The sequence below is a fragment of the Pseudomonas sp. NPDC089758 genome (assembly GCF_044748705.1).
In the GTDB taxonomy this organism is placed as follows: Bacteria; Pseudomonadota; Gammaproteobacteria; order Pseudomonadales; family Pseudomonadaceae; genus Aquipseudomonas; species Aquipseudomonas putida_X.
In genome coordinates this window covers 90,340-114,108 of record NZ_JBIVGN010000004.1, presented here as the reverse complement: position 1 = coordinate 114,108, position 23,769 = coordinate 90,340, and the positions used below count along the sequence as shown (strand labels likewise).

Below are 23,769 nucleotides of genomic sequence, written 5' to 3'. Positions count from 1 at the left end.
CACACAACGGTCACTTGGTTGCCTGCACCGACGAAGCGCATCGGTTCATGGGCAGCCAGGCGCCTTGCGCTGGTGGTCTTCGTCATACTTTTCCAGGCCTTCCGGGCCCACGCGCTTGCTGATTACCGGCACGGTCTCGGCCTGCCACTCAGACTGGTAGCACCCGCCTTTGGGCGGCTGCGCCGGGTCGTTGTCCGAGGGCGGGCTGCTGGAGCATGCGCTCAGCAAACCCGCCAGCAAGATCACAGGCAATTGCTTGACCATCAGGTCGCTCCCTTTGCCAGGCGCCGCCATTGTCAGGCTTTTGCCCGCTCTTCCAGAATCGCCACCGCCGGCAGTACCTTGCCTTCGACGAATTCGAGGAATGCACCGCCACCGGTAGAAATGTAGGAGATCTCGGCGCTGACGCCATATTTGTCGATGGCAGCCAGGGTATCGCCACCACCGGCGATGGAGAATGCGGCGCTTTCGGCGATGGCCTTGGCCAGTACCTGGGTGCCGTTGCCGAACTGGTCGAACTCGAACACACCGACCGGGCCGTTCCACAGGATGGTTTTCGACGATTTCAGCAGTTCGGCGAAGTTGGCCGCAGTCTGTGGCCCGATGTCCAGGATCATGTCGTCAGCAGCCACGTCAGCGATGGCCTTGACGGTGGCCTCGGCGCTCTCGGCAAACGCCTTGGCAACCACCACGTCGACTGGCAGCGGTACGCTGACCTTGGCGGCGATGGCCTTGGCGGTGTCCACCAGATCAGGCTCATACAGCGACTTGCCCACCGGGTGGCCGGCGGCGGCCAGGAAGGTGTTGGCGATGCCGCCACCCACGATCAACTGGTCGCAAACCGAGCTCAGGCTGTTCAGAACGTCCAGTTTGGTGGACACCTTGGAGCCGGCAACGATGGCGGCCATGGGTTTGGCCGGTGCCTTCAGGGCCTTGCCCAGGGCGTCCAGCTCGGCGGCCAGCAGCGGGCCAGCCGCAGCGACCTTGGCGAACTTGGCCACGCCATGGGTGGAGCCTTCGGCACGGTGAGCGGTACCGAAGGCGTCCATGACGAAAACGTCGCACAGGGCCGCGTACTTCTGCGCCAGTTCATCGGCGTTCTTCTTCTCACCCTTGTTGAAGCGAACGTTCTCGAACAGCACCAGGTCACCAGCCTTGACCTCGATGCCATCGAGGTAGTCGGCGACCAGCGTAACGTCGCGGCCCAGGGCCTTGCTCAGGTAGTCGGCAACCGGCTTGAGGCTGTTTTCGGCCGAGAACTCACCTTCGGTAGGGCGGCCCAGGTGCGAGCAGACCATCACCGCCGCGCCCTTCTCCAAGGCCAGCTTGATGGTCGGCAGCGCAGCCAGGATACGCGCGTCGCTGGTTACCACACCGTCCTTCACAGGCACGTTGAGGTCTTCGCGGATCAGTACGCGTTTACCTTGCAGGTCGAGGTCGGTCATCTTCAACACGGTCATGAATGCAGTCCTTCAGGGCTGTTTGGTGCGGGTTGGGTGGACGACGTGCAGATAATGTTCGGCAACGTCGAGCATACGGTTGGCAAAACCCCATTCGTTGTCGAACCAGGCCAGCAGGTTCACCAGGCGGGGGCCCGAGACGCGTGTCTGGCTGGCATCGACGATCGCCGAATGCGGGTCATGGTTGAAATCACAGCTGGCGTGGGGCAATTCGGTGTAAGCCAGCAAGCCTTTGAGCGGGCCATCCAGCGCCGCCTCGCGCAGCACCCGGTTGACCTCGGTCGCAGTGGTGTCACGGCCGGTCTGCAGGGTGATGTCAAGGCACGACACGTTGACGGTCGGCACGCGTACCGCTTTGGCCTGTATTCGCCCGGCAAGTTCCGGCAGCAAGCGCTCGATACCACGCGCCAGCCCCGTGGACACCGGGATCACCGACTGGAAAGCCGAGCGCGTGCGGCGCAGATCCTCATGATGGTAGGCGTCGATCACCGGCTGGTCGTTCATCGCCGAGTGAATGGTGGTGATCTGCACGTACTCGATGCCGAACGCCTGGTCCAGCACCCGCAGCAGCGGTACGCCACAGTTGGTGGTACAGGAGGCGTTGGACACAAGCCGCTCGGCGCCGGTCAGGCAAGCCTGGTTGATGCCGTAGACCACCGTTGCATCCACATCGGCCTCGCTGGCCATGGGCTGCGAAAAAAGCACCCGCGGCGCACCGGCATCGAGAAAGCGCTGACCATCGGCACGGGTGTGATAGGCGCCGGAACACTCCAGCACCAGGTCGATGTCCAGGGCGGCCCAGTCGACGCCCTCGGGGGTGGCGCTGCGCAGGACCTTCACGCAGTCGCCATTGATATGCAGACAGTCGCCGTCGACCTTCACATCGCCGGGGAATCGGCCGTGAGTGGAGTCGAAGCGTGTCAGGTATTCCACGCTGGCCTGGTCGGCCAGGTCGTTCAACGCAACGATTTCGAAGCCCGCCTTTGCCCCACGCTCAAACAGTGCGCGCAGGACACAGCGGCCGATGCGGCCGTAACCGTTGAGTGCAACTTTGAAGGGACGCGGGTGAGGCATGGGTGGGCTCGCTAACGCAGGGTGGCTGTTGGGGCGGCGTTGCGGCCCATCGCGGCACAAGGCCGCTTCTGCAGTGACCTCGCCAGCATCGAGTCTGCGCGGTAACTGTAGAAGCGGCCTTGCATCGCGATGGAGGGCAAGGCCCTCCCCTACACGACCTGGAGGGCGTCACCGCCCTCCTTGGTTACATCAGTCTTCCAGCAGCTCTTCGGCAGTACCCAGGATATTTTCCAGGGTGAAGCCGAACTCTTCGAACAGTGCGCTGGCCGGAGCCGACTCGCCGTAAGTGGTCATGCCGATGACACGGCCTTCGAGGCCGACGTACTTGTACCAGAAGTCGGCGTGAGCCGCTTCGATGGCGATACGTGCACCCACTTCCAGCGGCAGTACCGACTGCTTGTAGGCCGCATCCTGGGCGTCGAACACGCTGGTGCTCGGCATCGACACGACACGCACCTTGCGGCCCTGCTCGCTCAGCTTGTCGAACGCCTGAACAGCCAGGCCCACTTCCGAGCCGGTGGCGATCAGGATCAGCTCAGGCTCGCCGGCGCAGTCCTTGAGCACGTAACCGCCGCGGGCGATATCGGCGATCTGCTGGGCGTCGCGCGCCTGATGCTGCAGGTTCTGGCGCGAGAAGATCAGCGCCGAAGGGCCGTCCTTGCGCTCCAGGGCGTGCTTCCAGGACACAGCCGACTCGACTGCGTCGGCCGGGCGCCAGGTGTCCAGGTTCGGCGTGCTGCGCAGGCTGGTCAGTTGCTCGATCGGTTGGTGGGTCGGGCCGTCTTCGCCCAGGCCGATGGAGTCGTGGGTGTACACATGGATGACGCGCTGTTTCATCAGGGCGGACATGCGCACAGCGTTGCGGGCGTACTCCATGAACATCAGGAACGTTGCGCCGTAAGGCACCAGGCCGCCGTGCAGGGCGACGCCGTTCATGATCGCGGTCATGCCGAATTCGCGCACGCCGTAGAACACGTAGTTGCCGCTGGCGTCGTTGGCGTCCACACCCTTGCAACCCTTCCACAGGGTCAGGTTGGAGCCGGCGAGGTCGGCCGAGCCGCCAAGGAATTCCGGCAGCAGTGGGCCGAAGGCGTTCAGGGTGTTCTGGCTGGCCTTGCGGCTGGCGATGGTCTCGCCCTTGGCAGCGACTTCAGCGATGTAGGCAGCGGCCTTTTCGGAGAAGTCGGCCGGCAGGTCACCGCTCAGACGGCGCTTGAGTTCGCTGGCCAGCTCCGGGAAGGCGGCGGCATAGGCATCGAAACGCTTGTTCCACTCGGCTTCAGCCTTGGCGCCTGCTTCTTTGGCGTCCCATTCGGCGTAGATGTCGGCAGGAACTTCGAACGGCGCGTGGTTCCAGTTCAGTTCCTTGCGGGCCAGGGCGATTTCGTCGTTGCCCAGCGGAGCACCGTGGCAGTCTTCCTTGCCCTGCTTGTTGGGCGAGCCGAAACCGATGATGGTCTTGCAGCAGATCAGGGTCGGACGGTCGCTCTTGCGCGCAGTCTCGATGGCGGTGCGGATCTCGTCGGCGTCGTGGCCGTTGACGTTGCGGATCACCAGCCAGTTGTAGGCCTCGAAGCGCTTGGGCGTGTCGTCGGTGAACCAGCCTTCCACTTCACCGTCGATGGAGATGCCGTTGTCGTCATAGAAGGCGACCAGCTTGTTCAGGCCCAGGGTGCCGGCCAGCGAGGCGACTTCGTGGGAGATGCCTTCCATCATGCAGCCGTCGCCGAGGAACACGTAGGTGTTGTGGTCGACGATGTTGTGGCCTTCACGGTTGAACTGGGCACCCAGCACTTTCTCAGCCAAGGCAAAGCCCACGGCATTGGCCAAACCCTGGCCCAGCGGGCCGGTGGTGGTTTCCACACCCGGGGTGTAGCCGAACTCGGGGTGGCCCGGGGTACGGCTATGCAGCTGACGGAACGACTTGAGGTCGTCAATGGTGACGTCGTAGCCGGTCAGGTGCAGCAACGAATAGATCAGCATCGAGCCGTGGCCGTTGGACAGCACGAAGCGGTCACGGTCGGCGAAGCTCGGGTTGCTCGGGTTGTGCTTCAGATAGTCGCGCCAAAGCACTTCGGCGATATCCGCCATGCCCATGGGGGCACCTGGGTGGCCGCTGTTGGCCTTTTGCACGGCATCCATGCTGAGGGCACGAATGGCGTTGGCACGTTCACGACGGCTGGGCATCGCTTATCTCCTGGGGCTTGAATAGGTGGTGTAACGAAAAAGGCGGCCATTTTCCCCCACTGGGGGGCTGGGGGCAAACATTTAAGCGGCCAGCGGCACGCTTTAATCAGTGAGAGAAAGCGGACCCGAGCGCGCAAGGCTCTATTTCCTGCAGCTCATCGCCAATATCAAAACTTTTTGATATTGGCCTTGCTAGGGCAACGATGCCTGTCTAGACTGCCGCGTCATGAACCTGCGTACGCGACCGATCCCTCAGCGAAGCGACACATTGGCAGCCCTGTGCAAAGCCAGTGGCGACGAACTGCGCCTGAATGTCCTGCGCGCCCTGGCCAGCGATTCGTTCGGCGTCCTGGAGCTGGCACAGATCTTCGACATCGGGCAGTCGGGCATGAGCCACCACCTCAAGGTTCTGGCCCAGGCCGAGCTGGTGGCTACACGCCGCGAAGGCAATGCGATTTTCTACCGCAGGGCCCTGCCCGACAGCCAACGGCTGGGCGGCCGCCTGCATACCGCGCTGCTCGAAGAGGTCGACGACCTGACACTGCCGCTGGACGTGCAGGCGCGCATCGCCCAGGTGCAGCAACGCCGCGCCGCCACCAGCCAGGACTTTTTCCTGCGCGTGGAAGAAAAGTTCCGCGCCCAGCAGGACCTGATCGCCGGCCTGCCGCAGTATCGCGAAAGCCTGCTGGCGCTGCTCGACACACTGAATTTCCAGCCGACGGCCAGCGCGCTGGAAGTCGGCCCCGGCGACGGCGGCTTCCTGCCCGACCTGGCCCGGCGCTTTGCCTGCGTCACAGCCATGGACAACAGCCCGACCATGCTCGAGCTGGCGCGCCAGGTCTGCGAACGCGAACGTCTGGATAATGTAAACCTGCAGTTGGCCGATGCACTGGGTGCAACGGATGTGGAAGCCGACTGCGTTGTGCTGAACATGGTCCTGCACCATTTCAGCGACCCGGCCCTGGCCCTGCGCCTTTTGGCCAAACGGGTGAAGGCAGGCGGCAGCCTGCTGGTCACCGAACTGTGCAGCCATGATCAGGGTTGGGCGCGGGAAGCCTGCGGCGATCTCTGGCTTGGTTTTGAACAGGACGACCTGGCCCGTTGGGCCAACGCTGCCGGGCTGGCCCCGGGGGACAGCCTCTATGTGGGCTTGCGTAACGGTTTCCAGATACAGGTCCGCCATTTTCAGCGGACGGCTGGCGACACACACCATCGGTAAATTTTAGGAACCCGTCGAGATGAGCGAATACTCCCTTTTCACCTCCGAGTCCGTGTCCGAAGGGCATCCGGACAAGATCGCCGACCAGATTTCGGATGCGGTCCTGGATGCCATCATCACCCAGGACAAATACGCCCGCGTGGCGTGTGAAACCCTGGTCAAGACCGGTGTCGCCATCATCGCCGGCGAAGTCACCACGTCGGCCTGGGTCGACCTGGAAGAGCTGGTGCGCAAAGTCATCATCGACATCGGCTACAACAGCTCCGACGTCGGCTTCGACGGCGCTACCTGCGCCGTGATGAACATCATCGGCAAACAGTCGGTGGACATCGCCCAGGGCGTGGACCGCTCCAAGCCGGAAGACCAGGGCGCCGGTGACCAGGGCCTGATGTTCGGCTACGCCAGCAACGAAACCGACGTGCTGATGCCGGCACCGATCTGCTTCTCGCACCGCCTGGTCGAGCGCCAGGCCGAAGCGCGCAAATCCGGGCTGCTGCCTTGGCTGCGCCCGGACGCCAAGTCCCAGGTCACCTGCCGCTATGAAAACGGTAAGGTAGTGGGCATCGACGCGGTGGTGCTGTCGACCCAGCACAACCCTGAGGTCTCGCAAAAAGACCTGCAGGAAGCCGTGATGGAGCTGATCGTCAAGCACACCCTGCCTGCCGAACTGCTGCACAAGGACACCCAGTACCACATCAACCCGACCGGTAACTTCATCATCGGTGGCCCGGTAGGTGACTGTGGCCTGACCGGCCGCAAGATCATCGTTGACTCCTACGGCGGCATGGCCCGCCACGGTGGTGGCGCGTTCTCCGGCAAGGACCCGTCCAAGGTCGACCGTTCTGCTGCCTACGCCGGCCGTTACGTGGCCAAGAACATCGTCGCCGCCGGCCTGGCCGAACGTTGCGAGATCCAGGTGTCCTACGCCATCGGCGTAGCCCAGCCGACCTCCATCTCGATCAACACCTTCGGTACCGGCAAGGTCTCGGACGACAAGATCATCCAGCTGGTGCGTGAGTGCTTCGACCTGCGCCCGTATGCCATCACCAAGATGCTCGACCTGCTGCATCCGATGTACCAGGAAACCGCTGCCTACGGCCACTTCGGCCGTACCCCGCAGCAGAAGACTGTCGGCGACGACACCTTCACCACCTTCACCTGGGAACGCACCGACCGCGCCCAGTCGCTGCGTGACGCTGCCGGCCTGTAATCAGCCTGCCGCGGTGAATCGAAGCCCTTGCCGAGTGATCGGCAGGGGCTTTTTTTGTACCCCATGCCATCGCCCCCGCGACACATCACCTGACAACTGAACCCGCCGACCTGCGCCCCGCTTGCCTAGCCTGAGCACTCCACTCCGCCACGCAAGGATGCTGGCCATGTCACTGCTCCCGCGCCTCGCAGCCCTGTTGCTGCTGCACACGTCCATCGCTCAAGCCGGCCACTGTCCGGACTGGAGTGCCCAGCAAGCCAGAACCGAAATGGCACAACTTCGCGCAACCCTGGCCAACTGGGACGACCACTACCACCGCCAGGGTAAAGCGCTGGTGGCCGATGAGCTCTACGACCAGGCCCGGCACCACCTGCTGCACCTGCAACAGTGCTTTGGCCAGCCATCCACAGGCCCAAGCCCGCTGGCCAGCGCACGCGGCCCCATTGCCCACCCCGTGGCCCACACCGGCGTCGAAAAGCTCCCCGACGAGGCTGCCGTTGCACGCTGGATGGCCGGTAAGAAGGGCGTGTGGGTGCAGCCGAAGGTCGATGGCGTGGCGGTTACACTGGTCTACCGCCAAGGCCGGCTGGTACAGCTGCTCAGCCGTGGTGATGGCCTGCAGGGGCATGACTGGAGCCGCCACATCAAGGACCTGGGCAATATCACTGGGCAATTGCCAGAGCCACGGGACGTCGTACTGCAAGGCGAGTTGTACCTGCGCCTGCAAGCGCACGTGCAAGCTCAAGCAGGCAGCAGCAACGCGCGTGGGACCGTGGCCGGGATGCTGGCGCGCAAGCAGCTTGGCCCTGAACGGGGTGCGAGCGTCGGCCTGTTCGTCTGGGACTGGCCGCACGGGCCGGACAACCAGGGCGAGCGCCTCACACAGCTTGCGGCCTGGGGGTTCACCGACAGTCAGCATTTCAGCACCGCTATCGCCACCCCCGAGGAGGCTAGCCACTGGCGCCTGCACTGGTATCGCTCACCGCTGCCCTTCGCCACCGACGGCGTGATTCTGCGACAGGACTCCCGCCCCCCAGCCGATCGCTGGCAGGCCAACGCCCCCTATTGGATCGCCGCCTGGAAATACCCCTTCGCCCAAGCGCTGGCAGAGGTACGAGAGGTGCGCTTTCTGATCGGCCGCACGGGCAAAGTCACGCCGTTGCTCAGGCTCAAACCGGTCACATTGGATGATCGCCGGATCAGCCAGGTCAGCCTTGGGTCCCTTGCTCGCTGGCAGGCACTCGACATTCGCCCAGGCGATCAGGTTGCGATCAGCCTCGCCGGCCTGACCATTCCACGCTTCGAGCAAGTGGTCCACCGCGCCGTCGAGCGCCAGGCATTGCCTGTACCTGAAGCACAGCAGTACGGCCCACACAGTTGCTGGCAAGCCAGCGATGGCTGCCACGAGCAGTTCATCGCCCGCCTCGTCTGGCTCACTGGCAAGCAGGGGCTGGCCATGCCAGGCACCGGCAAGGGCACCTGGACGCGGCTGGTGCAGGCAGGGCTGGTGACATCGCTGACGGACTGGTTGACGCTCGATGCCCAGCAACTGCTCTCGGTGCCGGGCATCAGCGGGAAAACCGCCGTGCAGCTTCAACGCCGTTTCGACAGTGGTCGCGACAGGCCTTTCGCTCAGTGGCGCAAAGGGTTGGGCGTACCGGCGCCGGGCCAGGTGCCACAGGACGAGAACTGGCAAAGGCTGGCCAGCCGGTCTGCCCGCGATTGGCAAGCCCTGCCGGGCATTGGCGCAACACGGGCCAATCAGCTCGCGAACTTTTTCAACCACGAACAGGTACAACGGATAGCCGCTGTACTGGGGGCACGTGGGATCGATGGTTTTGACGGGGCAGCGGACCTTGGTTCGCAATAGTTCATGGGCAAGGCGTACGGGTAATGTTCCCCAATCCCAGCCTGAAAAAACCAACAAGGGTTTAAAAATAGGCAAAACCAAGGCAGGATTTCCCCACTTTTTGCTGCCCCGCCCCGTTCAGGAGGCTTTTTGATGAAGCGTATTTCTACCCTTTTCCTGCTGGTAACGTTCGCTCTGTCGGCTCACGCCGCGCAGCCCACCGAAGAACAAACAGGCCTGACCGGCTGCGCCGCCAAGCGTAAGGCAATCAGCGAACAGATCGAGCAGGCCAAGGCTGACAACAACAGCGAGCAGCAAGCCGGCCTGGAAAAAGCCCTGAGCGAAGTTGACGCGAACTGCACCGAAGCCGGCTTGCGTAAAGAGCGCGAGCAGAAAGTGCTCGAGGCCCGGCACGAGGTCAACCAGCGCACCAAGGACCTGGACAAGGCCATGAAGAAGGGCGACCCGGAGCGCATCAACAAGCGCAAAGACAAACTTGCCGAGGCGAAAAAGGAGTTGCAAGAGGCCGTCGACGATCTGGAGCGTTGACAGCCAGTTTCCAGTCAACTTGGCTTGTAGGACTTTTCTGAAGTTACCAACCGAAGGGTTCACTAGGTATTGGGGAATGGGCACCATTGCAGCGCTTACTGCCATATGCCCCTACAAGGAGGCTCCCATGAAAGTCGTTTCTTCCGTAGTCATGCTGGCTGTTCTGGGCTTGAGCGCAGCCGCCGCCCAAGCAGCACAGCCGACGCCTGGCCTGACCGGATGCGCCGCCAAGCGCAGCGCTATCGAAAACCAGCTGCAATATGCCCGGGCGCACAATAACTCGGGTGAGATTCGCGGCCTGGAAAAGGCCCTGCAGGAGAACACCGAGCACTGCACCGATGCTGGCTTGAAAGAAGAGCGTGAACAGAAAGTGCGCAAAGCCGAAGCAGAAGTCCAGGAGCGCGAAGCAGACCTGAAGCAGGCACAGGCGAAAGGCGATCCCAGCAAAATCGCCAAGCGTGAGCAGAAACTGGCCGAATCCAAAGCAGAACTCGAAGACGCCAAAGCCGAATTGGCCAAGTGATCTGAGGCTTCAGTTTCGTGCGTCAGCCAGCAGCCTGCAGCCCCCTGGCTGGCGCATCAATGATTACGGAACTCTGTATGGCAGGCCTTGCAGGCTGCCTCGACCTTGTCCATAGGTGCCTTGAGCATCGCGGCATCCAGCGGCTGCTTGCGTGTTACCGCCAGCAACTCGCCCGTCACCCCTTCCAACGCTTGCGCCAAGTCATGAAAGCGCGCCTGGCGCTCCCAGACCTCGGGCCGCGCACTGCTGTCGCCAGCATCCTTCACCTGCGGAAAATGCTGCCATGGCGCATGGGCCAGGCTATCGAGCTTCACCGCACCCGCTGAAAATTTCTCGCCATCGAACGGCAACCGCCCGCGCAGCATGCCCCCCATGTCCTCGCTGGTCTTGAGCATCTGCTTGAAGATCGCCTTGCGCTGCCCCAGGGGTGAGTTAGGATCGACACGGTCGCAGGCTACCAGGGACAGGCTGACCAGCAGGATGGCGGTGAAACATTTGAACATCACGGTCACATTGGCAGAGGAAAGGGCCAACAGTATCCTCGCCTGCCGTGCAAAGACCAATACCCTTACGAACACTATGGGCAGCAACCACGTGCTGCCCTCCAAGGATGCAACCATGAAATCTGCTCTGCGCCATCTCGCCTGGGCGCTGCCGGCCCTGGCCTTGCTGGCCGGCTGCAACGGCGGCGAAACCGCCAAGCCCGAACCCCACGCCGTCGCTACCTACACCCCTGCGGCCTGGGATGACCTGCCCAGCGTCAGCGACAGCGACCTGCTCGCAGGTTTCAACGCCTGGCGCACTGGTTGTGAAAAACTCAAGCGGGACCCGGTATGGGCCGCCACGTGCGAAGCAGCACAGCCCATTGCCCTGGAGGCGACCCAAGTGCGCGCGTTCCTGCAGGCGCAATTGCAGGTCTATGGCCTGCGCTCGGCCGAGAACAATGCCAATGGCTTGATCACCGGTTACTACGAACCGGTCTACCCCGGCAGCCTGACGCGCACCGACGCGGCTCAGGTACCGGTGTACGGCATCCCGGATGACATGATCGTGGTCGACCTGGCCAGCGTTTACCCGGAACTGAAGGGCAAGCGCCTGCGAGGTCGCCTCGATGGCCGCGTACTCAAGCCCTATGACACCGCTGAAGTGATCTACCGGGACGGCGTCAAGGCACCGGTACTGGCATGGCTGACCGACCCGATGGACCTGCAGTTTCTGCAGATCCAGGGCTCAGGCCGGGTACAGCTGGAAGATGGCAGTCAATTGCGCCTGGGCTACGCCGACCAGAACGGGCACCCGTACCGGCCGATCGGTCGCTGGCTGATCGAGCAAGGCCAATTGAAGAAGGAAGACGTGAGCATGGGCGCCATCCATGCCTGGGCTGAGGCCAATCCGCAGCGGGTGCCTGAATTGCTGGCGAGCAACCCCAGTTATGTGTTCTTCAGCACCCGCCCCGCCAGCAACGAAGGCCCGCGCGGTTCATTGAACGTACCCCTCACCGCGGGCTACAGCGTGGCCATCGATCGCAAGGTCATTCCACTGGGCAGCCTGCTTTGGCTGTCCACCACGCGCCCGGACGGCACACCGGTGGTTCGGCCGGTGGGCGCTCAGGATACGGGTGGCGCGATTACAGGCGAAGTCCGTGCCGATCTATTCTGGGGCACCGGGCCTGAGGCCGGCGAACTGGCAGGGAACATGAAGCAGCAGGGGCAGATATGGATGCTCTGGCCAAAAGGCAAGCCGCTGCCTGACGTGCCTAAAGTCCTTTGACCGATGGCTGCACTGCTCGCGGTTTAGCCGCGAGCAGTGCCGCCGGCTTCAGGCTGAGACAACGAAGAACGACACGATCAGCGCCACCCCGGTGAACCACACCAGCGAGCGCAATGCCGCCCAGTCGGCCAGATAGCAGATGATGTAGAGCAGCCGGCTGGTGATATACAAGACCCCAAGCACGTCCTGCGTCACCTGCTCGGCATTGCCGACGATATCGGCCACCAGCACCGCCGCGGCAAACGCCGGGAACGCTTCATAGCTGTTCTGCTGCGCGGCATGGGCACGCCGTGGCAGGCCCGACAGCGTGTCGAGGAAGGCGCGCGGGTCGTGATTGTCCTTCAAGCCGAAGCGGCCACTGCTGACCTTGGCGATCAAGGCGCAGAGCGGTGGTAGGAACAATGCGATCAGGATGCACCACAGGGCAACGGTCATGGACAGGACTCCTTCAGTCGTCAGGTTAGAGCTTCATCACCAGCATGCCTGCCAGTACCAGCCCGCAAGCTAGGAGTCTCGGGCCGCCAAAAGGTTCTTTCAAATAGCGCATGCCCAGCAGCACCACCAAGATGACGCTCAGCTCGCGCAAGGCCGCCGCCTCGGCCACCGACCCCAGATGCATGGCCCACAAGACCAGCGCATAGCTGAACAGCACGCAAAAGCCCACGGCCAACCCCAAGCGCCACTGGGTGCGCCAGAACAGCACGAACGGCCCCCGCCGTGCCACACCGGCCAGCAGCGGAAACGGCCAGGCGCTGAGCAGGGTCAGCCATACCAGGTAGTCCCAGGGCTTGCCCCACAACCGCACGGCCTGCCCGTCGAACCAGGTGTAGCAACCGATGCACAGGCCGATCAGCGCCACTACCGGCAGCATCGACCAGGGCAGACGGTCCCCGCCACCTCCCTGCCACAGCAGGCACGCCATGCCACAGGGGATCAGCAATATGCCGATGATCTGCCGTTCGCTGAGCGACTCGCCGGCGAACGCCAGGGTCAGCCCCAGTACCACCAGCGGTGACAAGCCACGCATCAGAGGATAGACCAGCCCCAGATCGCCCACTCGATAAGCCTGAATCAACAGAAATCGGTACAACTGCTCTGCCAATGCCGAAGCGATCAGCCAAGGCCAGACCTGGGCAGGCGGCAGGTCGACGAAAGCCACTGCGAGCACGGCAAAGGCCAGGGCTACCGAGTCCATGCTGGCGATCACCAGCAAGCGCTCGCCACTGAATTTGATCAGGGTGTTCCAGGTCGCGTGCAGTAAGGCCGCGATCAATACCAGGGAAGTTGCCAGCACGCCTTCAGGTCCTTGTGACGTTATCAGCCTGTGAATATATAGCGTTGATGGGAGCGTGGGGTGCGAAGCAGTTCTGTATCGAAAGTGGAACGAATCCAGCCAATCAGGTCGAAAACTGTGTCCCGAGTCCCTCGCCAGGTCATCAAAGAACTGCCCGAGCCATTCGGGTTACGACTTGGAAGCCACTGTTACAGGATTTGGGATGCTTGAATTAGTCGCTGCGTTTATCTGCCTCACCACACTCCTCACCTACGTCAATTACCGCTTTATCGGCCTGCCACCTGCCATCGGCGTGATGGTCACGGCATTGCTGTTCTCGCTGATACTGCAGGGCCTGAGCCTGATCGGCTTCCCTGGCCTTGAAGAACGCGTCGAAGGGCTGATGAACCAGATCGACTTCAATGACCTGTTGATGCACTGGATGCTGGCGTTTCTGCTGTTCGCCGGTGCCCTGCACGTCAACCTCACCGATCTGCGCAGCTACCGCTGGCCGATCGGGCTGCTGGCAACGCTCGGCGTACTGATCGCCACCGTGATGATCGGCTTTCTGGCGCACTGGGTGTTCGCGATGTTCGGCTGGCAGGTGCCACTGATCTACTGCCTGCTGTTCGGTGCACTGATCTCGCCCACCGACCCGATCGCGGTGCTGGGGGCCCTGCGCACCGCCAACGCCTCCAAACCACTGAAGACCACCATCGTCGGCGAATCACTGTTCAACGACGGCACCGCCGTGGTGGTGTTCACCGTGCTGCTGGGCATCATCGAACTGGGTGAAACGCCAGGCATGACGGACACGGCGATCCTGTTCGCCCGCGAAGCCATTGGCGGCGCGGTGTTTGGCGGGCTGCTCGGTTACGCCACCTACCGCATGATCAAGAGCGTCGAGCAGTACCAGGTCGAGGTCATGCTGACCCTGGCGTTGGTCATCGGTGGTTCGGCCATGTGCTACGAGCTGCATGTTTCGGCACCGATCGCGATGGTGGTGGCCGGGCTGATCATCGGCAACCTGGGGCGCAACCTGGCGATGAACGACATGACCCGTCGCTACATGGACGGTTTCTGGGAGTTGATCGACGACATGCTCAACGCCCTGCTCTTCGCCCTGATCGGCCTGGAGCTGTTGCTGCTGCCGTTCAACTGGCTACACCTGGCGGCTGGCGGTGTGCTGGCGCTGGCGGTGCTGCTGTCGCGGCTGCTGACCGTGGCCCCTGCGATCCTGTTGCTGCGCCGCTGGCGTAGTGTGCCCAAGGGCACCATACGGGTCCTGACCTGGGGCGGCTTGCGCGGGGGGGTATCGGTGGCGCTGGCATTGTCGCTGCCGTTGGGCGAGGAGCGTGACCTGCTGCTTTCGATCACCTACATCGTGGTGCTGTCGTCGATCCTGGTACAAGGCTTGAGCATCGGGCGGGTGGTGCGCAAGGTCAGCGCACAACCCTGAAAACCCGGGCTCGCCGTACGGCCCTTTCGCCGGCAAGCCCCACATGGGTTGCGCCGGCTTTTAGAGATTGAGCAAGTTGCTGCCACAGGCACAGCGCAGGCCTGAAGAACTACGCGGTCGCGGTGGGAGCCGGCTTGCCGGCGATGGGCTGCGCAGCAGCCCTAGCACGTCACTCTACGGCGCTGTCCGGAAACTGGTCCTGAACATACTTGATCTCGGTCCGCCCATGGGCCGCCGGCTGGCCATCCTCGCCCAGGTTGACGAAGACCATCTTGTCGACGGTCAGGATGCTCTTGCGGGTGATCTTGTTGCGTACTTCACACTTGAGGGTGATCGAGGTGCGGCCGAACTCGGTGGCAGTGATGCCCAGCTCGATGATGTCGCCCTGGCGCGAGGCACTGACGAAGTTGATCTCCGACATGTACTTGGTCACCACGCGCTGGTTGCCCAATTGGACAATGGCGTAGATCGCCGCCTCTTCGTCGATCCAGCGCAACAGGCTGCCGCCGAACAGCGTGCCGTTGGGGTTGAGGTCTTCGGGTTTTACCCATTTGCGGGTGTGAAAGTTCATCTGTACTCCTGACCTGCTTGGCTAACGTACGGTAATGATGGCAGAGCGGCCCGCGCCGCTCCATTGATCATCGACTATCGTCGCGATTAATCGACAGAAAACCTTGGGCGAAGACTCCCGCCAAGGCTATAATCTGCGCCGATTCACATGGCCACCCGCCGCGGTGCCATGCCCGCCACCTGTCCGAGGGGCGCTGCAGCAGGGTCATCCTGTCAGGCTCGGATGGGGCGTTGTCCGCTCCCGCGGACGCTGAACGCACAACGGCGCCCATTCGCACACTACGAATGGAGGCTCTCATGAGCGCTGTAAACACGCCTGCAGGTTTTACCGATTTCAAAGTCGCAGACATCTCCCTGGCCGCCTGGGGTCGTCGCGAAACCATCATCGCCGAATCGGAAATGCCTGCCCTGATGGGCCTGCGTCGCAAATACCTCGCTGAGCAGCCGCTCAAAGGTGCGAAGATTCTGGGCTGCATCCACATGACCATTCAGACCGCCGTGCTGATCGAAACCCTGGTTGCCCTGGGTGCCGAAGTGCGCTGGTCGTCGTGCAACATCTTCTCCACCCAGGACCAGGCCGCTGCCTCCATCGCTGCTGCCGGCATCCCGGTGTTCGCCTGGAAAGGTGAAACCGAGGAAGAGTACGAGTGGTGCCTGGAGCAGACCATCCTCAAGGATGGCCAGCCATGGGACGCCAACATGATCCTCGACGACGGCGGCGACCTGACCGAGCTGCTGCACAAGAAGTACCCGGCCGTGCTGGACCGCGTCCACGGTGTCACCGAAGAAACCACCACCGGCGTGCACCGCCTGCTGGACATGCTGGCCAAAGGCGAGCTGAAGGTCCCGGCCATCAACGTCAACGACTCGGTCACCAAGAGCAAGAACGACAACAAGTATGGCTGCCGTCACAGCCTGAACGATGCCATCAAGCGCGGTACCGACCACCTGCTGTCGGGCAAGCAGGCCCTGGTCATCGGCTACGGTGACGTGGGCAAGGGTTCTGCGCAGTCGCTGCGCCAGGAAGGCATGATCGTCAAGGTCACCGAAGTTGACCCGATCTGTGCCATGCAGGCATGCATGGACGGCTTCGAGCTGGTCTCGCCGTTCATCGACGGTATCAACGACGGCACCGAAGCCAGCATCGACAAGGCCCTGCTGGGCAAGATCGACCTGATCGTCACCACCACCGGTAACGTCAACGTCTGCGACGCCAACATGCTCAAGGCCCTGAAGAAGCGCGCCGTAGTCTGCAACATCGGCCACTTCGACAACGAGATCGACACCGCCTTCATGCGCAAGCACTGGGCATGGGAAGAGGTCAAACCGCAGGTCCACAAGATCCACCGCACCGGCGCTGGCGACTTCGACCCACAGAACGATGACTACCTGATCCTGCTGGCCGAAGGCCGCCTGGTGAACCTGGGCAATGCCACCGGCCACCCAAGCCGCATCATGGACGGTTCGTTCGCCAACCAGGTACTGGCCCAGATCTTCCTGTTCGAGCAGAAGTTCGCTGACCTGTCGGCCGAGAAGAAAGCTGAGCGCCTGACCGTTGAAGTGCTGCCCAAGAAGCTCGACGAAGAAGTGGCCCTGGAAATGGTCCGCGGCTTCGGCGGCGTGGTCACCAAGCTGACCCAGCAGCAGGCCGACTACATCGGCGTGACTGTCGAAGGCCCGTTCAAGCCGCACGCTTACCGCTACTAAGCGGCAAGCTTGAAGCGGCAAGCGGCAAGAAAAGGCAGACAGTGCCATTGCCGCTTGCAGCTCCAGCACCCACGATCTTGAACGATGCCAAGCCAGATCGGCCATCACCGATCTGGCTTTTACTTGCAGCTTGCCGCTAGCAGCTTGCTGCTTGAGGAACGAGTGATGTCACAAGAACGCCGCTACAGTTTCGAATTTTTCCCGACCAAGACCGATGCCGGTCATGAAAAGCTGATGGGCGTCGCCCGCCAACTGGCCACCTACAATCCGGACTTCTTCTCCTGCACCTACGGTGCCGGGGGCTCGACGCGCGACCGCACGCTGAACACCGTGCTGCAGCTGGAGAACGAAGTGAAGGTGCCTGCCGCACCGCATCTGTCGTGCGTCGGCGATACCAAAGACGAGCTGCGCGCCCTGCTGGCCGAATACAAGACGGCAGGCATCAAGCGTATCGTCGCCCTGCGTGGTGACCTGCCCTCTGGCATGGGCATGGCCAGCGGCGAGCTGCGCTACGCCAGCGACCTCGTCGAGTTCATCCGCCAGGAAACCGGTGATCACTTCCACCTGGAAGTGGCTGCCTATCCGGAAATGCACCCGCAGGCACGCCACTTCGAAGCCGACCTTGCCAACTTCGTCCACAAGGTCAAGGCCGGTGCCGACAGCGCCATCACCCAGTACTTCTTCAATGCCGACAGCTATTTTTACTTTGTCGAGCGCGCACAGAAGCTGGGCGTGGATATTCCGGTAGTGCCCGGCATCATGCCGATCACCAACTACAGCAAGCTGGCGCGTTTCTCTGACGCCTGCGGCGCTGAAATCCCGCGCTGGATCCGCAAACAGCTGGAAGCCTATGCCGACGATGCCGCCAGCATTCAGGCCTTCGGTGAAGAAGTCATCAGCCACATGTGCGAACAACTGCTGCAAGGCGGTGCACCGGGCCTGCATTTCTACACCCTGAACCAGGCAGAGCCGAGCCTGGCGATCTGGAACAACCTGAAGCTGCCTCGCTGAAATTTTTTGGCAAGATCTCGTTCAGAAATGCTTAAGGCTCTAGTCATAGACTAAAGCCTTAACTTTTTCTGGTTCAATCGAGTCTTGCCAGCCATGCAACCTCTCACGCCCTCGCGCCCTCAGCTGGTCTATCTGGCCTTCGGCCCTGCCACCTATCACCAGGAAGCCTGCTTCAGCATCGTCAGCGCACTGGCCCACCTGGGCACGTCCGCAGGCCAAGCCATGGACATTCAGGTCTATACCGATAATCCGCAGCCCTATGCCCAGCTGCCGGTCACGGTCCATCTGCTCGATGAGGCAACCCGCAAGGCCTGGAACGAACCTCACGGGTACCATTTCCGCAGCAAGCACGTCGTGTTGCGCCAAGTACTCCAGCAACATCCGCGGGCCGTCCTGATCGACACCGACACATTTTTCCGCAAGTCGCCGCTGACACTGTTCCAGCGGGTCAAACCCGGCAGCCTGCTGTGCAACGCGATCGGCGGGCGCTACGGCGAGAATCGCACGTGCCTGCTCTACCAGAACCTGCAGCCCCTCCTTCAAGCGCGTGGCTTGGCAGACTGCCAGATGCCTATGGTCAACTCCGGCGTGATTGGCCTGGCCGCCGAAGATGCGGGGATCCTGGACCACTCGATTGCGATGATGGACGAATTCCACCCCCTGGTTCCCACGGCCTATACGCTGGAAGAGTTCTGCCTGGCGGTTGCTGCCTACCGCACGTTGGCGCTGGCTGAATGCACCGATGTAATCCACCACTACTGGAGCCGCAAAGCCCAGTTCCGGGCCAAGATCCAGGCTTGGCTGCGCAAGCACGAAGCCCAGCCACTGAGCGCTGCCGCCTTGGCCGACGTGCTGTTGGTGAACGACCAGCTGCCGCGCCCGCCAACCTTGCAACGCCTGGGTTACAAGGCCATGAGCTTGACCCTGCCCAGCCGCGAACGCCAGTTTGCCCGCGAATTGTTGTATGGCAGCTACGCCTACCCCAACGAATTCGACCGCGCCTGTGCGCCTGCCTGGTGGGACAAGGCACTGCAGAATCTCAACGACCGCTATGGGCCGATGGAGCCGGAACAGTTACGCCAATGCCTGCGTCATCCATGCCTGCGCCTCTCGCTCGGAGCCCAGCGCAAGGACATCGAAGCGTATCTGCTGCAGTCCACAAAACTTTGAGCGTGCGATTTCCCCTAAGGTGCTGTCTCAGCGCCTGCAACTGGCCTTACCAGAGCCGAGCGCGTAATCTCGCGTTATGCCGTTCATCGTCCGTTTCTACTGCATCCTGCTGCTCGCCTGCCTGAGCCCCATGGCGCAGGCCGAACGCCTGCGCCTGGTTACCGACGACTGGGCACCTTATGTGTACCAGCACAACGGCCAGCCCCAAGGCATAGATTACGAAGTGACCACTGAAGTATTCCGGCGCCTGGGTATCGAGCTGGAGTGGGAGTTCATGCCCTGGAAGCGATGCCTGAGCATGATCGAACATGGCCAGGCCGATGGGGTCATGGACATCTTCAAAGTGGACTCGCGCCAGGCCTACATGGTCTACCCGCTGGAGCCCATGTCGGATGTCGAATTCGTGCTGTATCAATCCAGCCATCGTCGCCATACCGTCAACCAAATGAGCGACCTCACCGACCTGACGGTCGGCACCTCACCGGGCTATGCCTATGGCGCGCAGTTCAACGACGCATCAGGCTTTCGCCGTGAAGCGGCGCCAAGCCACGAAGCCAATTTTGGCAAGCTGGTGCTCGGGCGCATCGATCTGCTGATCACCGATCGCCTGGTCGGGCGCTACCTGCGCCGCCATCTCGGCCTCGAGCAGCAGGTAGAAGAACTGCCACTGGTCATCAGCCGTCAAGCGCAATACCTGGGGCTGGCGCGCAAGCCTGGCCGCGATGCCTTGGCACTGGCGTTTTCCGAAGAGCTGCGGCGCTTCAAGGAGGAGCCCGCCTACCTAGCGATAATCGAACGCTATATCGGCAGCACCGGCCACCTTCCTCACACCGTTGAGCAGCAGGAAAGCAGCACACAGCGATAGCTCTGTTATACTCGGGCCTTCCCGCCCGGCTCACGCCCGGACGCTCGGCCTCGCAACAGGCATCCCGATCGGCACCGACGCAGCTTGCGTCCTCACGCCGTTTTCCGGATGCGCAGTGAAAGCCCAGCTGGACCGGACGCGATCGCATCCCACCGATGCCCGTCGCGCCAGGCAGAATATCCCTACGGGCCCAGCCCCCACAGAACAGGATTGCCCATGTCCTTTGCTTCCCTCGGTCTCTCCGAGGCACTCGTCCGCGCTATCGAGGCTGCGGGCTATACCCAGCCGACTCCGGTGCAACAGCGGGCGATTCCCGCCGTGTTGCAAGGCCGCGACCTGATGGTCGCCGCACAGACAGGTACAGGTAAAACCGGCGGTTTCGCCCTGCCGATCCTTGAGCGCCTGTTCCCGGCAGGTCACCCGGACAAATCACAGCGCCATGGCCCTCGCCAACCGCGCGTGCTGGTCCTGACCCCGACCCGCGAACTGGCGGCTCAGGTTCACGACAGCTTCAAGGTTTACGCTCGCGACCTGCCACTGGTCAGTGCCTGCATTTTCGGCGGCGTTGGCATGAACCCTCAGATCCAGGCCATCGCCAAGGGTGTCGATGTGCTGGTGGCCTGCCCGGGCCGCCTGCTGGACCTGGCAGGCCAAGGCCGCGTCGACCTGGCCCACGTGGAAATCCTGGTCCTCGACGAAGCCGACCGCATGCTCGACATGGGCTTCATCCACGACGTCAAGAAGGTCCTTGCCCGCCTGCCGAGCAAGCGGCAGAACCTGCTGTTCTCGGCGACGTTCTCCAAAGACATCACTGACCTGGCCGACAAGCTCCTGCACAACCCGGAGCGCATCGAGGTCACCCCGCCGAACACGACCGTCGAGCGTATCGAACAGCGGGTCTACCGCCTGCCCGCCAGCCACAAGCGCGCGCTGCTGGCCCACCTGATCACGCTCGGCGCCTGGGAGCAGGTGCTGGTGTTCACCCGTACCAAGCACGGTGCCAACCGCCTGGCCGAGTACCTGGAAAAGCACGGCCTGAGCGCCGCCGCCATCCACGGCAACAAGAGCCAGAACGCTCGGACCAAGGCCCTGGCCGACTTCAAGGCCAACACCGTACGCGTACTGGTCGCCACCGACATTGCCGCCCGTGGCCTGGACATCGACCAGCTGCCACATGTGGTCAACTTCGAGCTGCCCAATGTCGAGGAAGACTACGTTCACCGTATCGGCCGCACCGGCCGTGCCGGCCGCTCGGGCGAGGCTATCTCCCTGGTCGCGCCGGATGAAGAAAAGCTGCTCAAGAGCATCGAGCGCGTTACCCGGCAGAAAATCGCTGATGGCGACCTGATGGGCTTTGACTCAAGCCAGGTAGAAGCCGAGAAACCTGAGGTGCGTGAACGGCCGCAGAACAACGGTCGCGGCGGCCGTAACCAGCAGGCCCGTGGTGACGGTAGCAAAGACGGCAGCAGCGGTCGCAAGGACAAGGGCAAGGATAAAGGCAAGGCCAAGCAGCCGGCTGCCGACAAGGAGAAGTCCGCCGACAAGCAACAGCCGCGCAAGCCGCGCGACAAGAAGCCGCGCCAACAGCAGGCCAGCCAGAACAGTGTGCCGAAAGTACCGGCCGACCGTGCACCGGATGAATTCCTGGACGACGAAATCGACAATTTCGGTAACCGTGCCGACTACGTCAGCCCCTACCAGAATGCCAAGAATCAGGGCCGCAACCGTCGCCCTGGTGCTGGTGCCGGAGCGGGTCAGGCCCAGCCCAACCCTGGGCGCAGCAACAGTGGTGGTGGCCAAGGGCGTAACGGCAGCCAGCCGCGCAGCGCCAGTGGTGAGAAACGCCCGCCGCGCAATAACAAGGGTGGTGAGGCGCGCCGCGACAGCAAAGGTGCTGGCCGCAACCGTTCGAGCGGCCGTGACGACGCATCCCGTCAGGAACCTGCCGTACGTAGCTCGCGAGAGCCGCAAAACCAGCCTGTGATCATCCGCAAGGAGTCCAAGCTCGACCGTTTCCCAACGCCTGAGCAACTGGACGACCTGCCAAGCCGCCCACGTGGTGAGCGGCCTGCGTTGTTGACCCGCAAAGGCGGCTAACGCTGCTGGCAAATAACAACGCCGCGCCATGGAGCGAATGCTGTTCACTTGAGCATTTGGGTCCAAGCCGGGGTTTCTAGAGAATCCGATACCAGCCCCCTGGTATCGGATTTTTTATGCCCATTGAGCAGCAGTCGCTCGACCTCGGCGATCTCTTCAACTTCTCCGACCTCAGCACTTTCACCCAGAATATTCCTGTGGGTGGGTTGCCAGTGCCTCAACCTCTCGGCGCAAGCCACCATCCAGCGGCGGCGCCTGCCAAGCGAGCACTGGGAGGTGCGGGAGCCACGGCGTGTTTCATGGGGCCATCGCAGGCAGGATGACCAGGCATGGGTAGGCAAACGCAGGGAACGGAAAACCTGGGTAATCGGTAAAAGACGCTCACACGCCGGCCTCTGGATCAGCCTTTAGGCGGGGAGCAGCAGGCTGACCCGTAACCCGCCACCGGCTCGGTTCGACAGCATCAGCTCACCCCCATGGCTGGCTGCGATCCGCTGGGCAATGCTCAGCCCTAGCCCATATCCCCCGGATGCCTGGCTACGCGACCCCTCACCGCGCACGAACGGGTCGGTAATGGTCGGCAGCAGCGCTGGCGAAATCCCTGGCCCGCGGTCGTCGATGTGGATAAATACCCCTGTGGTGGTTCGCTCCAGCGTGACAGAAACATCCTTGGCATAACGCAACGCATTGACCAACAAGTTCTGCAGGCAGCGCTGCAGCAGCAGGGCATCACCCCGCAGGCTGTTCACCCGGCCGTGCACGGGCAGTGGTTCCTGGTCAGTCGCCAGGTCCGCACACTGGCGCGTCACCAGCCGGTCCAGATCCACCTGCTGCAAGTTCTGCTGCTCTCCGGCACGCAGGTAATCCAGAACCTGACCGATCATATCGTCCATCTGCGTGATGTTCTGCCGCAGGCGCTGGCGGTGTTCGTCATCGGGTAAGCGTTCCAGTCGCAGGCGCATGCGAGTCAGTGGGGTGCGCAGGTCGTGAGACACGGCGGCCAGGAAGTAGGCCTTGTCGTTGACCATGGCAATCAGCCGCTGCTGCATGGCGTTGAACGCCTGCGCCGCCTGGCGCACTTCCTCCGGGCCATCCAGTGCCAGGGGAGGCTGTTCGAGGTTACTGCCCAGGCCGCGTGCAGCATCGGCCAGGCGCCGCAACGGGCGCAGGCACAGGCGCACGGCAACCAGGCACACCAGCAATACGGCGACGATACGCAGCGCATACACCCGCAGCAGATAATCGCTGATCAGCAACCACGCCGACTCGCCGCTCCAGCCCTGCAGTTCCTGGCCCGCAATGGTCAGCCAGTGCCCATCGGCCAGCGGCACCGCGAACTGGATATGCGCCTGGGCCGTGCGCAGGCCGAACAGGCTGCGCCAGACGATCGGTTGGCCCAGTTCGTCGGTGAGTTGCACGTTCATCAGGCGCACGTCCTGGGCATGCCCCAGTTCGTACTTCAGGGCCTGCTGCAGCAACAGCTCGACCCGCCTGCGCCCAGGGCGCTCGTCATGCTCTTGCGCAGGCAGGCTTTCGACGCAGCGAAGCTGGTAGTGGGCTGGCGCCTGCAATGTACCGCCCTGACAGTCGGCTTGGGCAATTAGGGCGGCGCTGCGTGCAGCAACCAGTCGCACGGGCACCTCTAGCGCCTGGGCGAAACGCACATCGAACCAGATGCTGCTCGACATCAACTGGATCACCAGCGTGCCACTGACCATGATCAGCAGCAGCTGACCAAACAAGGTGCGTGGCCACAGCCGGTGAAACCAGCGCATG

General features: G+C 62.7%; 21 protein-coding genes, 1 pseudogene and 1 riboswitch. Of the genes and pseudogenes, 13 read left to right on the top strand and 9 right to left on the bottom strand.

Annotated elements, in window-relative coordinates; genetic code table 11:
- Positions 1 to 45: 45 nt before the first annotated feature.
- The 4 genes from ACIPZH_RS07030 to tkt form a co-directional block, all read right to left on the bottom strand.
- Positions 46 to 264: a hypothetical protein gene (locus ACIPZH_RS07030; protein ID WP_241804039.1), complete on the bottom strand. Its 219-nt coding sequence runs from the start codon at positions 262 to 264 to the stop codon at positions 46 to 48.
- A gap of 32 nt (positions 265 to 296) precedes the next feature.
- Entirely contained in the window at positions 297 to 1,460 is a 1,164-nt protein-coding gene (locus ACIPZH_RS07025; RefSeq protein WP_400635682.1) for a phosphoglycerate kinase, read from the bottom strand.
- 12 nt (positions 1,461 to 1,472) lie between these two features.
- Positions 1,473 to 2,534: an erythrose-4-phosphate dehydrogenase gene (gene epd, locus ACIPZH_RS07020; protein WP_400635681.1), complete on the bottom strand. Its 1,062-nt coding sequence runs from the start codon at positions 2,532 to 2,534 to the stop codon at positions 1,473 to 1,475.
- A gap of 189 nt (positions 2,535 to 2,723) precedes the next feature.
- Complete coding sequence (gene tkt, locus ACIPZH_RS07015; protein ID WP_267820551.1) at positions 2,724 to 4,721, bottom strand: transketolase; 1,998 nt, start codon at positions 4,719 to 4,721, stop codon at positions 2,724 to 2,726.
- Between the two features lie 226 nt (positions 4,722 to 4,947).
- On the opposite strand from tkt, the gene ACIPZH_RS07010 reads away from it, so the two are divergent.
- From ACIPZH_RS07010 to ACIPZH_RS06990, 5 genes are all read left to right on the top strand, one after another.
- Positions 4,948 to 5,940: a metalloregulator ArsR/SmtB family transcription factor gene (locus ACIPZH_RS07010; RefSeq protein WP_241804043.1), complete on the top strand. Its 993-nt coding sequence runs from the start codon at positions 4,948 to 4,950 to the stop codon at positions 5,938 to 5,940.
- 19 nt (positions 5,941 to 5,959) lie between these two features.
- On the top strand, positions 5,960 to 7,150 hold the full coding sequence (gene metK / locus ACIPZH_RS07005) for a methionine adenosyltransferase (RefSeq protein ID WP_012312441.1): 1,191 nt from the start codon (positions 5,960 to 5,962) through the stop codon (positions 7,148 to 7,150).
- 166 nt (positions 7,151 to 7,316) lie between these two features.
- Positions 7,317 to 9,020: an NAD-dependent DNA ligase LigB gene (gene ligB / locus ACIPZH_RS07000; protein ID WP_400635679.1), complete on the top strand. Its 1,704-nt coding sequence runs from the start codon at positions 7,317 to 7,319 to the stop codon at positions 9,018 to 9,020.
- Between the two features lie 132 nt (positions 9,021 to 9,152).
- The gene (locus tag ACIPZH_RS06995; protein WP_241804045.1) at positions 9,153 to 9,548 is read left to right on the top strand and encodes a DUF1090 domain-containing protein; all 396 of its coding nucleotides are present in this window, start codon (positions 9,153 to 9,155) and stop codon (positions 9,546 to 9,548) included.
- A 127-nt stretch (positions 9,549 to 9,675) separates the two neighbouring features.
- Complete coding sequence (locus tag ACIPZH_RS06990; RefSeq protein WP_241804046.1) at positions 9,676 to 10,071, top strand: DUF1090 domain-containing protein; 396 nt, start codon at positions 9,676 to 9,678, stop codon at positions 10,069 to 10,071.
- Between the two features lie 56 nt (positions 10,072 to 10,127).
- Here the strand turns inward: ACIPZH_RS06990 and ACIPZH_RS06985 are convergent, their stop codons facing one another.
- Positions 10,128 to 10,574: a cytochrome c gene (locus tag ACIPZH_RS06985; RefSeq protein ID WP_241804047.1), complete on the bottom strand. Its 447-nt coding sequence runs from the start codon at positions 10,572 to 10,574 to the stop codon at positions 10,128 to 10,130.
- A 115-nt stretch (positions 10,575 to 10,689) separates the two neighbouring features.
- On the opposite strand from ACIPZH_RS06985, the gene ACIPZH_RS06980 reads away from it, so the two are divergent.
- The gene (locus ACIPZH_RS06980) at positions 10,690 to 11,841 is read left to right on the top strand and encodes a murein transglycosylase A (RefSeq protein ID WP_241804048.1); all 1,152 of its coding nucleotides are present in this window, start codon (positions 10,690 to 10,692) and stop codon (positions 11,839 to 11,841) included.
- Positions 11,842 to 11,889: 48 nt separating this feature from the next.
- Here the strand turns inward: ACIPZH_RS06980 and ACIPZH_RS06975 are convergent, their stop codons facing one another.
- Together ACIPZH_RS06975 and ACIPZH_RS06970 are read right to left on the bottom strand one after the other, a co-directional pair.
- Complete coding sequence (locus ACIPZH_RS06975; protein WP_241804049.1) at positions 11,890 to 12,276, bottom strand: MAPEG family protein; 387 nt, start codon at positions 12,274 to 12,276, stop codon at positions 11,890 to 11,892.
- A gap of 25 nt (positions 12,277 to 12,301) precedes the next feature.
- On the bottom strand, positions 12,302 to 13,135 hold the full coding sequence (locus tag ACIPZH_RS06970; protein WP_267820538.1) for an EamA family transporter: 834 nt from the start codon (positions 13,133 to 13,135) through the stop codon (positions 12,302 to 12,304).
- A gap of 202 nt (positions 13,136 to 13,337) precedes the next feature.
- Here ACIPZH_RS06970 and ACIPZH_RS06965 point away from each other — a divergent pair, with 202 nt between their 5' ends.
- The gene (locus tag ACIPZH_RS06965; RefSeq protein WP_267820536.1) at positions 13,338 to 14,573 is read left to right on the top strand and encodes a sodium:proton antiporter; all 1,236 of its coding nucleotides are present in this window, start codon (positions 13,338 to 13,340) and stop codon (positions 14,571 to 14,573) included.
- Between the two features lie 169 nt (positions 14,574 to 14,742).
- On the opposite strand, the gene ACIPZH_RS06960 is transcribed toward ACIPZH_RS06965, so the two are convergent.
- Positions 14,743 to 15,144 carry an acyl-CoA thioesterase gene (locus ACIPZH_RS06960; RefSeq protein WP_012312432.1) on the bottom strand — a complete coding sequence of 134 codons (402 nt, stop codon included), beginning with the start codon at positions 15,142 to 15,144 and terminating at the stop codon, positions 14,743 to 14,745.
- Between the two features lie 179 nt (positions 15,145 to 15,323).
- Positions 15,324 to 15,420: riboswitch (S-adenosyl-L-homocysteine riboswitch) on the top strand.
- A gap of 20 nt (positions 15,421 to 15,440) precedes the next feature.
- Between ACIPZH_RS06960 and ahcY the strand changes: the two genes are divergently transcribed.
- The 6 genes and pseudogenes from ahcY to ACIPZH_RS06930 form a co-directional block, all read left to right on the top strand.
- The gene (gene ahcY / locus ACIPZH_RS06955; protein ID WP_046785039.1) at positions 15,441 to 16,850 is read left to right on the top strand and encodes an adenosylhomocysteinase; all 1,410 of its coding nucleotides are present in this window, start codon (positions 15,441 to 15,443) and stop codon (positions 16,848 to 16,850) included.
- Positions 16,851 to 17,015: 165 nt separating this feature from the next.
- On the top strand, positions 17,016 to 17,861 hold the full coding sequence (gene metF, locus ACIPZH_RS06950; protein ID WP_241804052.1) for a methylenetetrahydrofolate reductase [NAD(P)H]: 846 nt from the start codon (positions 17,016 to 17,018) through the stop codon (positions 17,859 to 17,861).
- Between the two features lie 93 nt (positions 17,862 to 17,954).
- Positions 17,955 to 19,031: a hypothetical protein gene (locus tag ACIPZH_RS06945; protein ID WP_400635676.1), complete on the top strand. Its 1,077-nt coding sequence runs from the start codon at positions 17,955 to 17,957 to the stop codon at positions 19,029 to 19,031.
- Between the two features lie 76 nt (positions 19,032 to 19,107).
- Positions 19,108 to 19,896 carry an ABC transporter substrate-binding protein gene (locus ACIPZH_RS06940; RefSeq protein ID WP_267820528.1) on the top strand — a complete coding sequence of 263 codons (789 nt, stop codon included), beginning with the start codon at positions 19,108 to 19,110 and terminating at the stop codon, positions 19,894 to 19,896.
- 216 nt (positions 19,897 to 20,112) lie between these two features.
- On the top strand, positions 20,113 to 21,993 hold the full coding sequence (locus ACIPZH_RS06935; RefSeq protein ID WP_400635675.1) for a DEAD/DEAH box helicase: 1,881 nt from the start codon (positions 20,113 to 20,115) through the stop codon (positions 21,991 to 21,993).
- A gap of 122 nt (positions 21,994 to 22,115) precedes the next feature.
- Positions 22,116 to 22,260, top strand: a pseudogene (locus ACIPZH_RS06930) (IS4 family transposase); the annotation flags it as partial.
- Between the two features lie 140 nt (positions 22,261 to 22,400).
- Here the strand turns inward: ACIPZH_RS06930 and ACIPZH_RS06925 are convergent.
- Complete coding sequence (locus ACIPZH_RS06925; protein WP_400635674.1) at positions 22,401 to 23,768, bottom strand: ATP-binding protein; 1,368 nt, start codon at positions 23,766 to 23,768, stop codon at positions 22,401 to 22,403.
- Position 23,769 lies beyond the last annotated feature (1 nt).

Coding starts and splice junctions, on each gene's coding strand:
- ACIPZH_RS07030 (WP_241804039.1), bottom strand. CDS start 264: ATGGTCAAGCAATTGCCTGTGATCTTGCTGGCGGGTTTGCTGAGCGCA.
- ACIPZH_RS07025 (WP_400635682.1), bottom strand. CDS start 1,460: ATGACCGTGTTGAAGATGACCGACCTCGACCTGCAAGGTAAACGCGTA.
- epd (WP_400635681.1), bottom strand. CDS start 2,534: ATGCCTCACCCGCGTCCCTTCAAAGTTGCACTCAACGGTTACGGCCGC.
- tkt (WP_267820551.1), bottom strand. CDS start 4,721: ATGCCCAGCCGTCGTGAACGTGCCAACGCCATTCGTGCCCTCAGCATG.
- ACIPZH_RS07010 (WP_241804043.1), top strand. CDS start 4,948: ATGAACCTGCGTACGCGACCGATCCCTCAGCGAAGCGACACATTGGCA.
- metK (WP_012312441.1), top strand. CDS start 5,960: ATGAGCGAATACTCCCTTTTCACCTCCGAGTCCGTGTCCGAAGGGCAT.
- ligB (WP_400635679.1), top strand. CDS start 7,317: ATGTCACTGCTCCCGCGCCTCGCAGCCCTGTTGCTGCTGCACACGTCC.
- ACIPZH_RS06995 (WP_241804045.1), top strand. CDS start 9,153: ATGAAGCGTATTTCTACCCTTTTCCTGCTGGTAACGTTCGCTCTGTCG.
- ACIPZH_RS06990 (WP_241804046.1), top strand. CDS start 9,676: ATGAAAGTCGTTTCTTCCGTAGTCATGCTGGCTGTTCTGGGCTTGAGC.
- ACIPZH_RS06985 (WP_241804047.1), bottom strand. CDS start 10,574: ATGTTCAAATGTTTCACCGCCATCCTGCTGGTCAGCCTGTCCCTGGTA.
- ACIPZH_RS06980 (WP_241804048.1), top strand. CDS start 10,690: ATGAAATCTGCTCTGCGCCATCTCGCCTGGGCGCTGCCGGCCCTGGCC.
- ACIPZH_RS06975 (WP_241804049.1), bottom strand. CDS start 12,276: ATGACCGTTGCCCTGTGGTGCATCCTGATCGCATTGTTCCTACCACCG.
- ACIPZH_RS06965 (WP_267820536.1), top strand. CDS start 13,338: ATGCTTGAATTAGTCGCTGCGTTTATCTGCCTCACCACACTCCTCACC.
- ACIPZH_RS06960 (WP_012312432.1), bottom strand. CDS start 15,144: ATGAACTTTCACACCCGCAAATGGGTAAAACCCGAAGACCTCAACCCC.
- ahcY (WP_046785039.1), top strand. CDS start 15,441: ATGAGCGCTGTAAACACGCCTGCAGGTTTTACCGATTTCAAAGTCGCA.
- metF (WP_241804052.1), top strand. CDS start 17,016: ATGTCACAAGAACGCCGCTACAGTTTCGAATTTTTCCCGACCAAGACC.
- ACIPZH_RS06945 (WP_400635676.1), top strand. CDS start 17,955: ATGCAACCTCTCACGCCCTCGCGCCCTCAGCTGGTCTATCTGGCCTTC.
- ACIPZH_RS06940 (WP_267820528.1), top strand. CDS start 19,108: ATGCCGTTCATCGTCCGTTTCTACTGCATCCTGCTGCTCGCCTGCCTG.
- ACIPZH_RS06935 (WP_400635675.1), top strand. CDS start 20,113: ATGTCCTTTGCTTCCCTCGGTCTCTCCGAGGCACTCGTCCGCGCTATC.
- ACIPZH_RS06925 (WP_400635674.1), bottom strand. CDS start 23,768: ATGCGCTGGTTTCACCGGCTGTGGCCACGCACCTTGTTTGGTCAGCTG.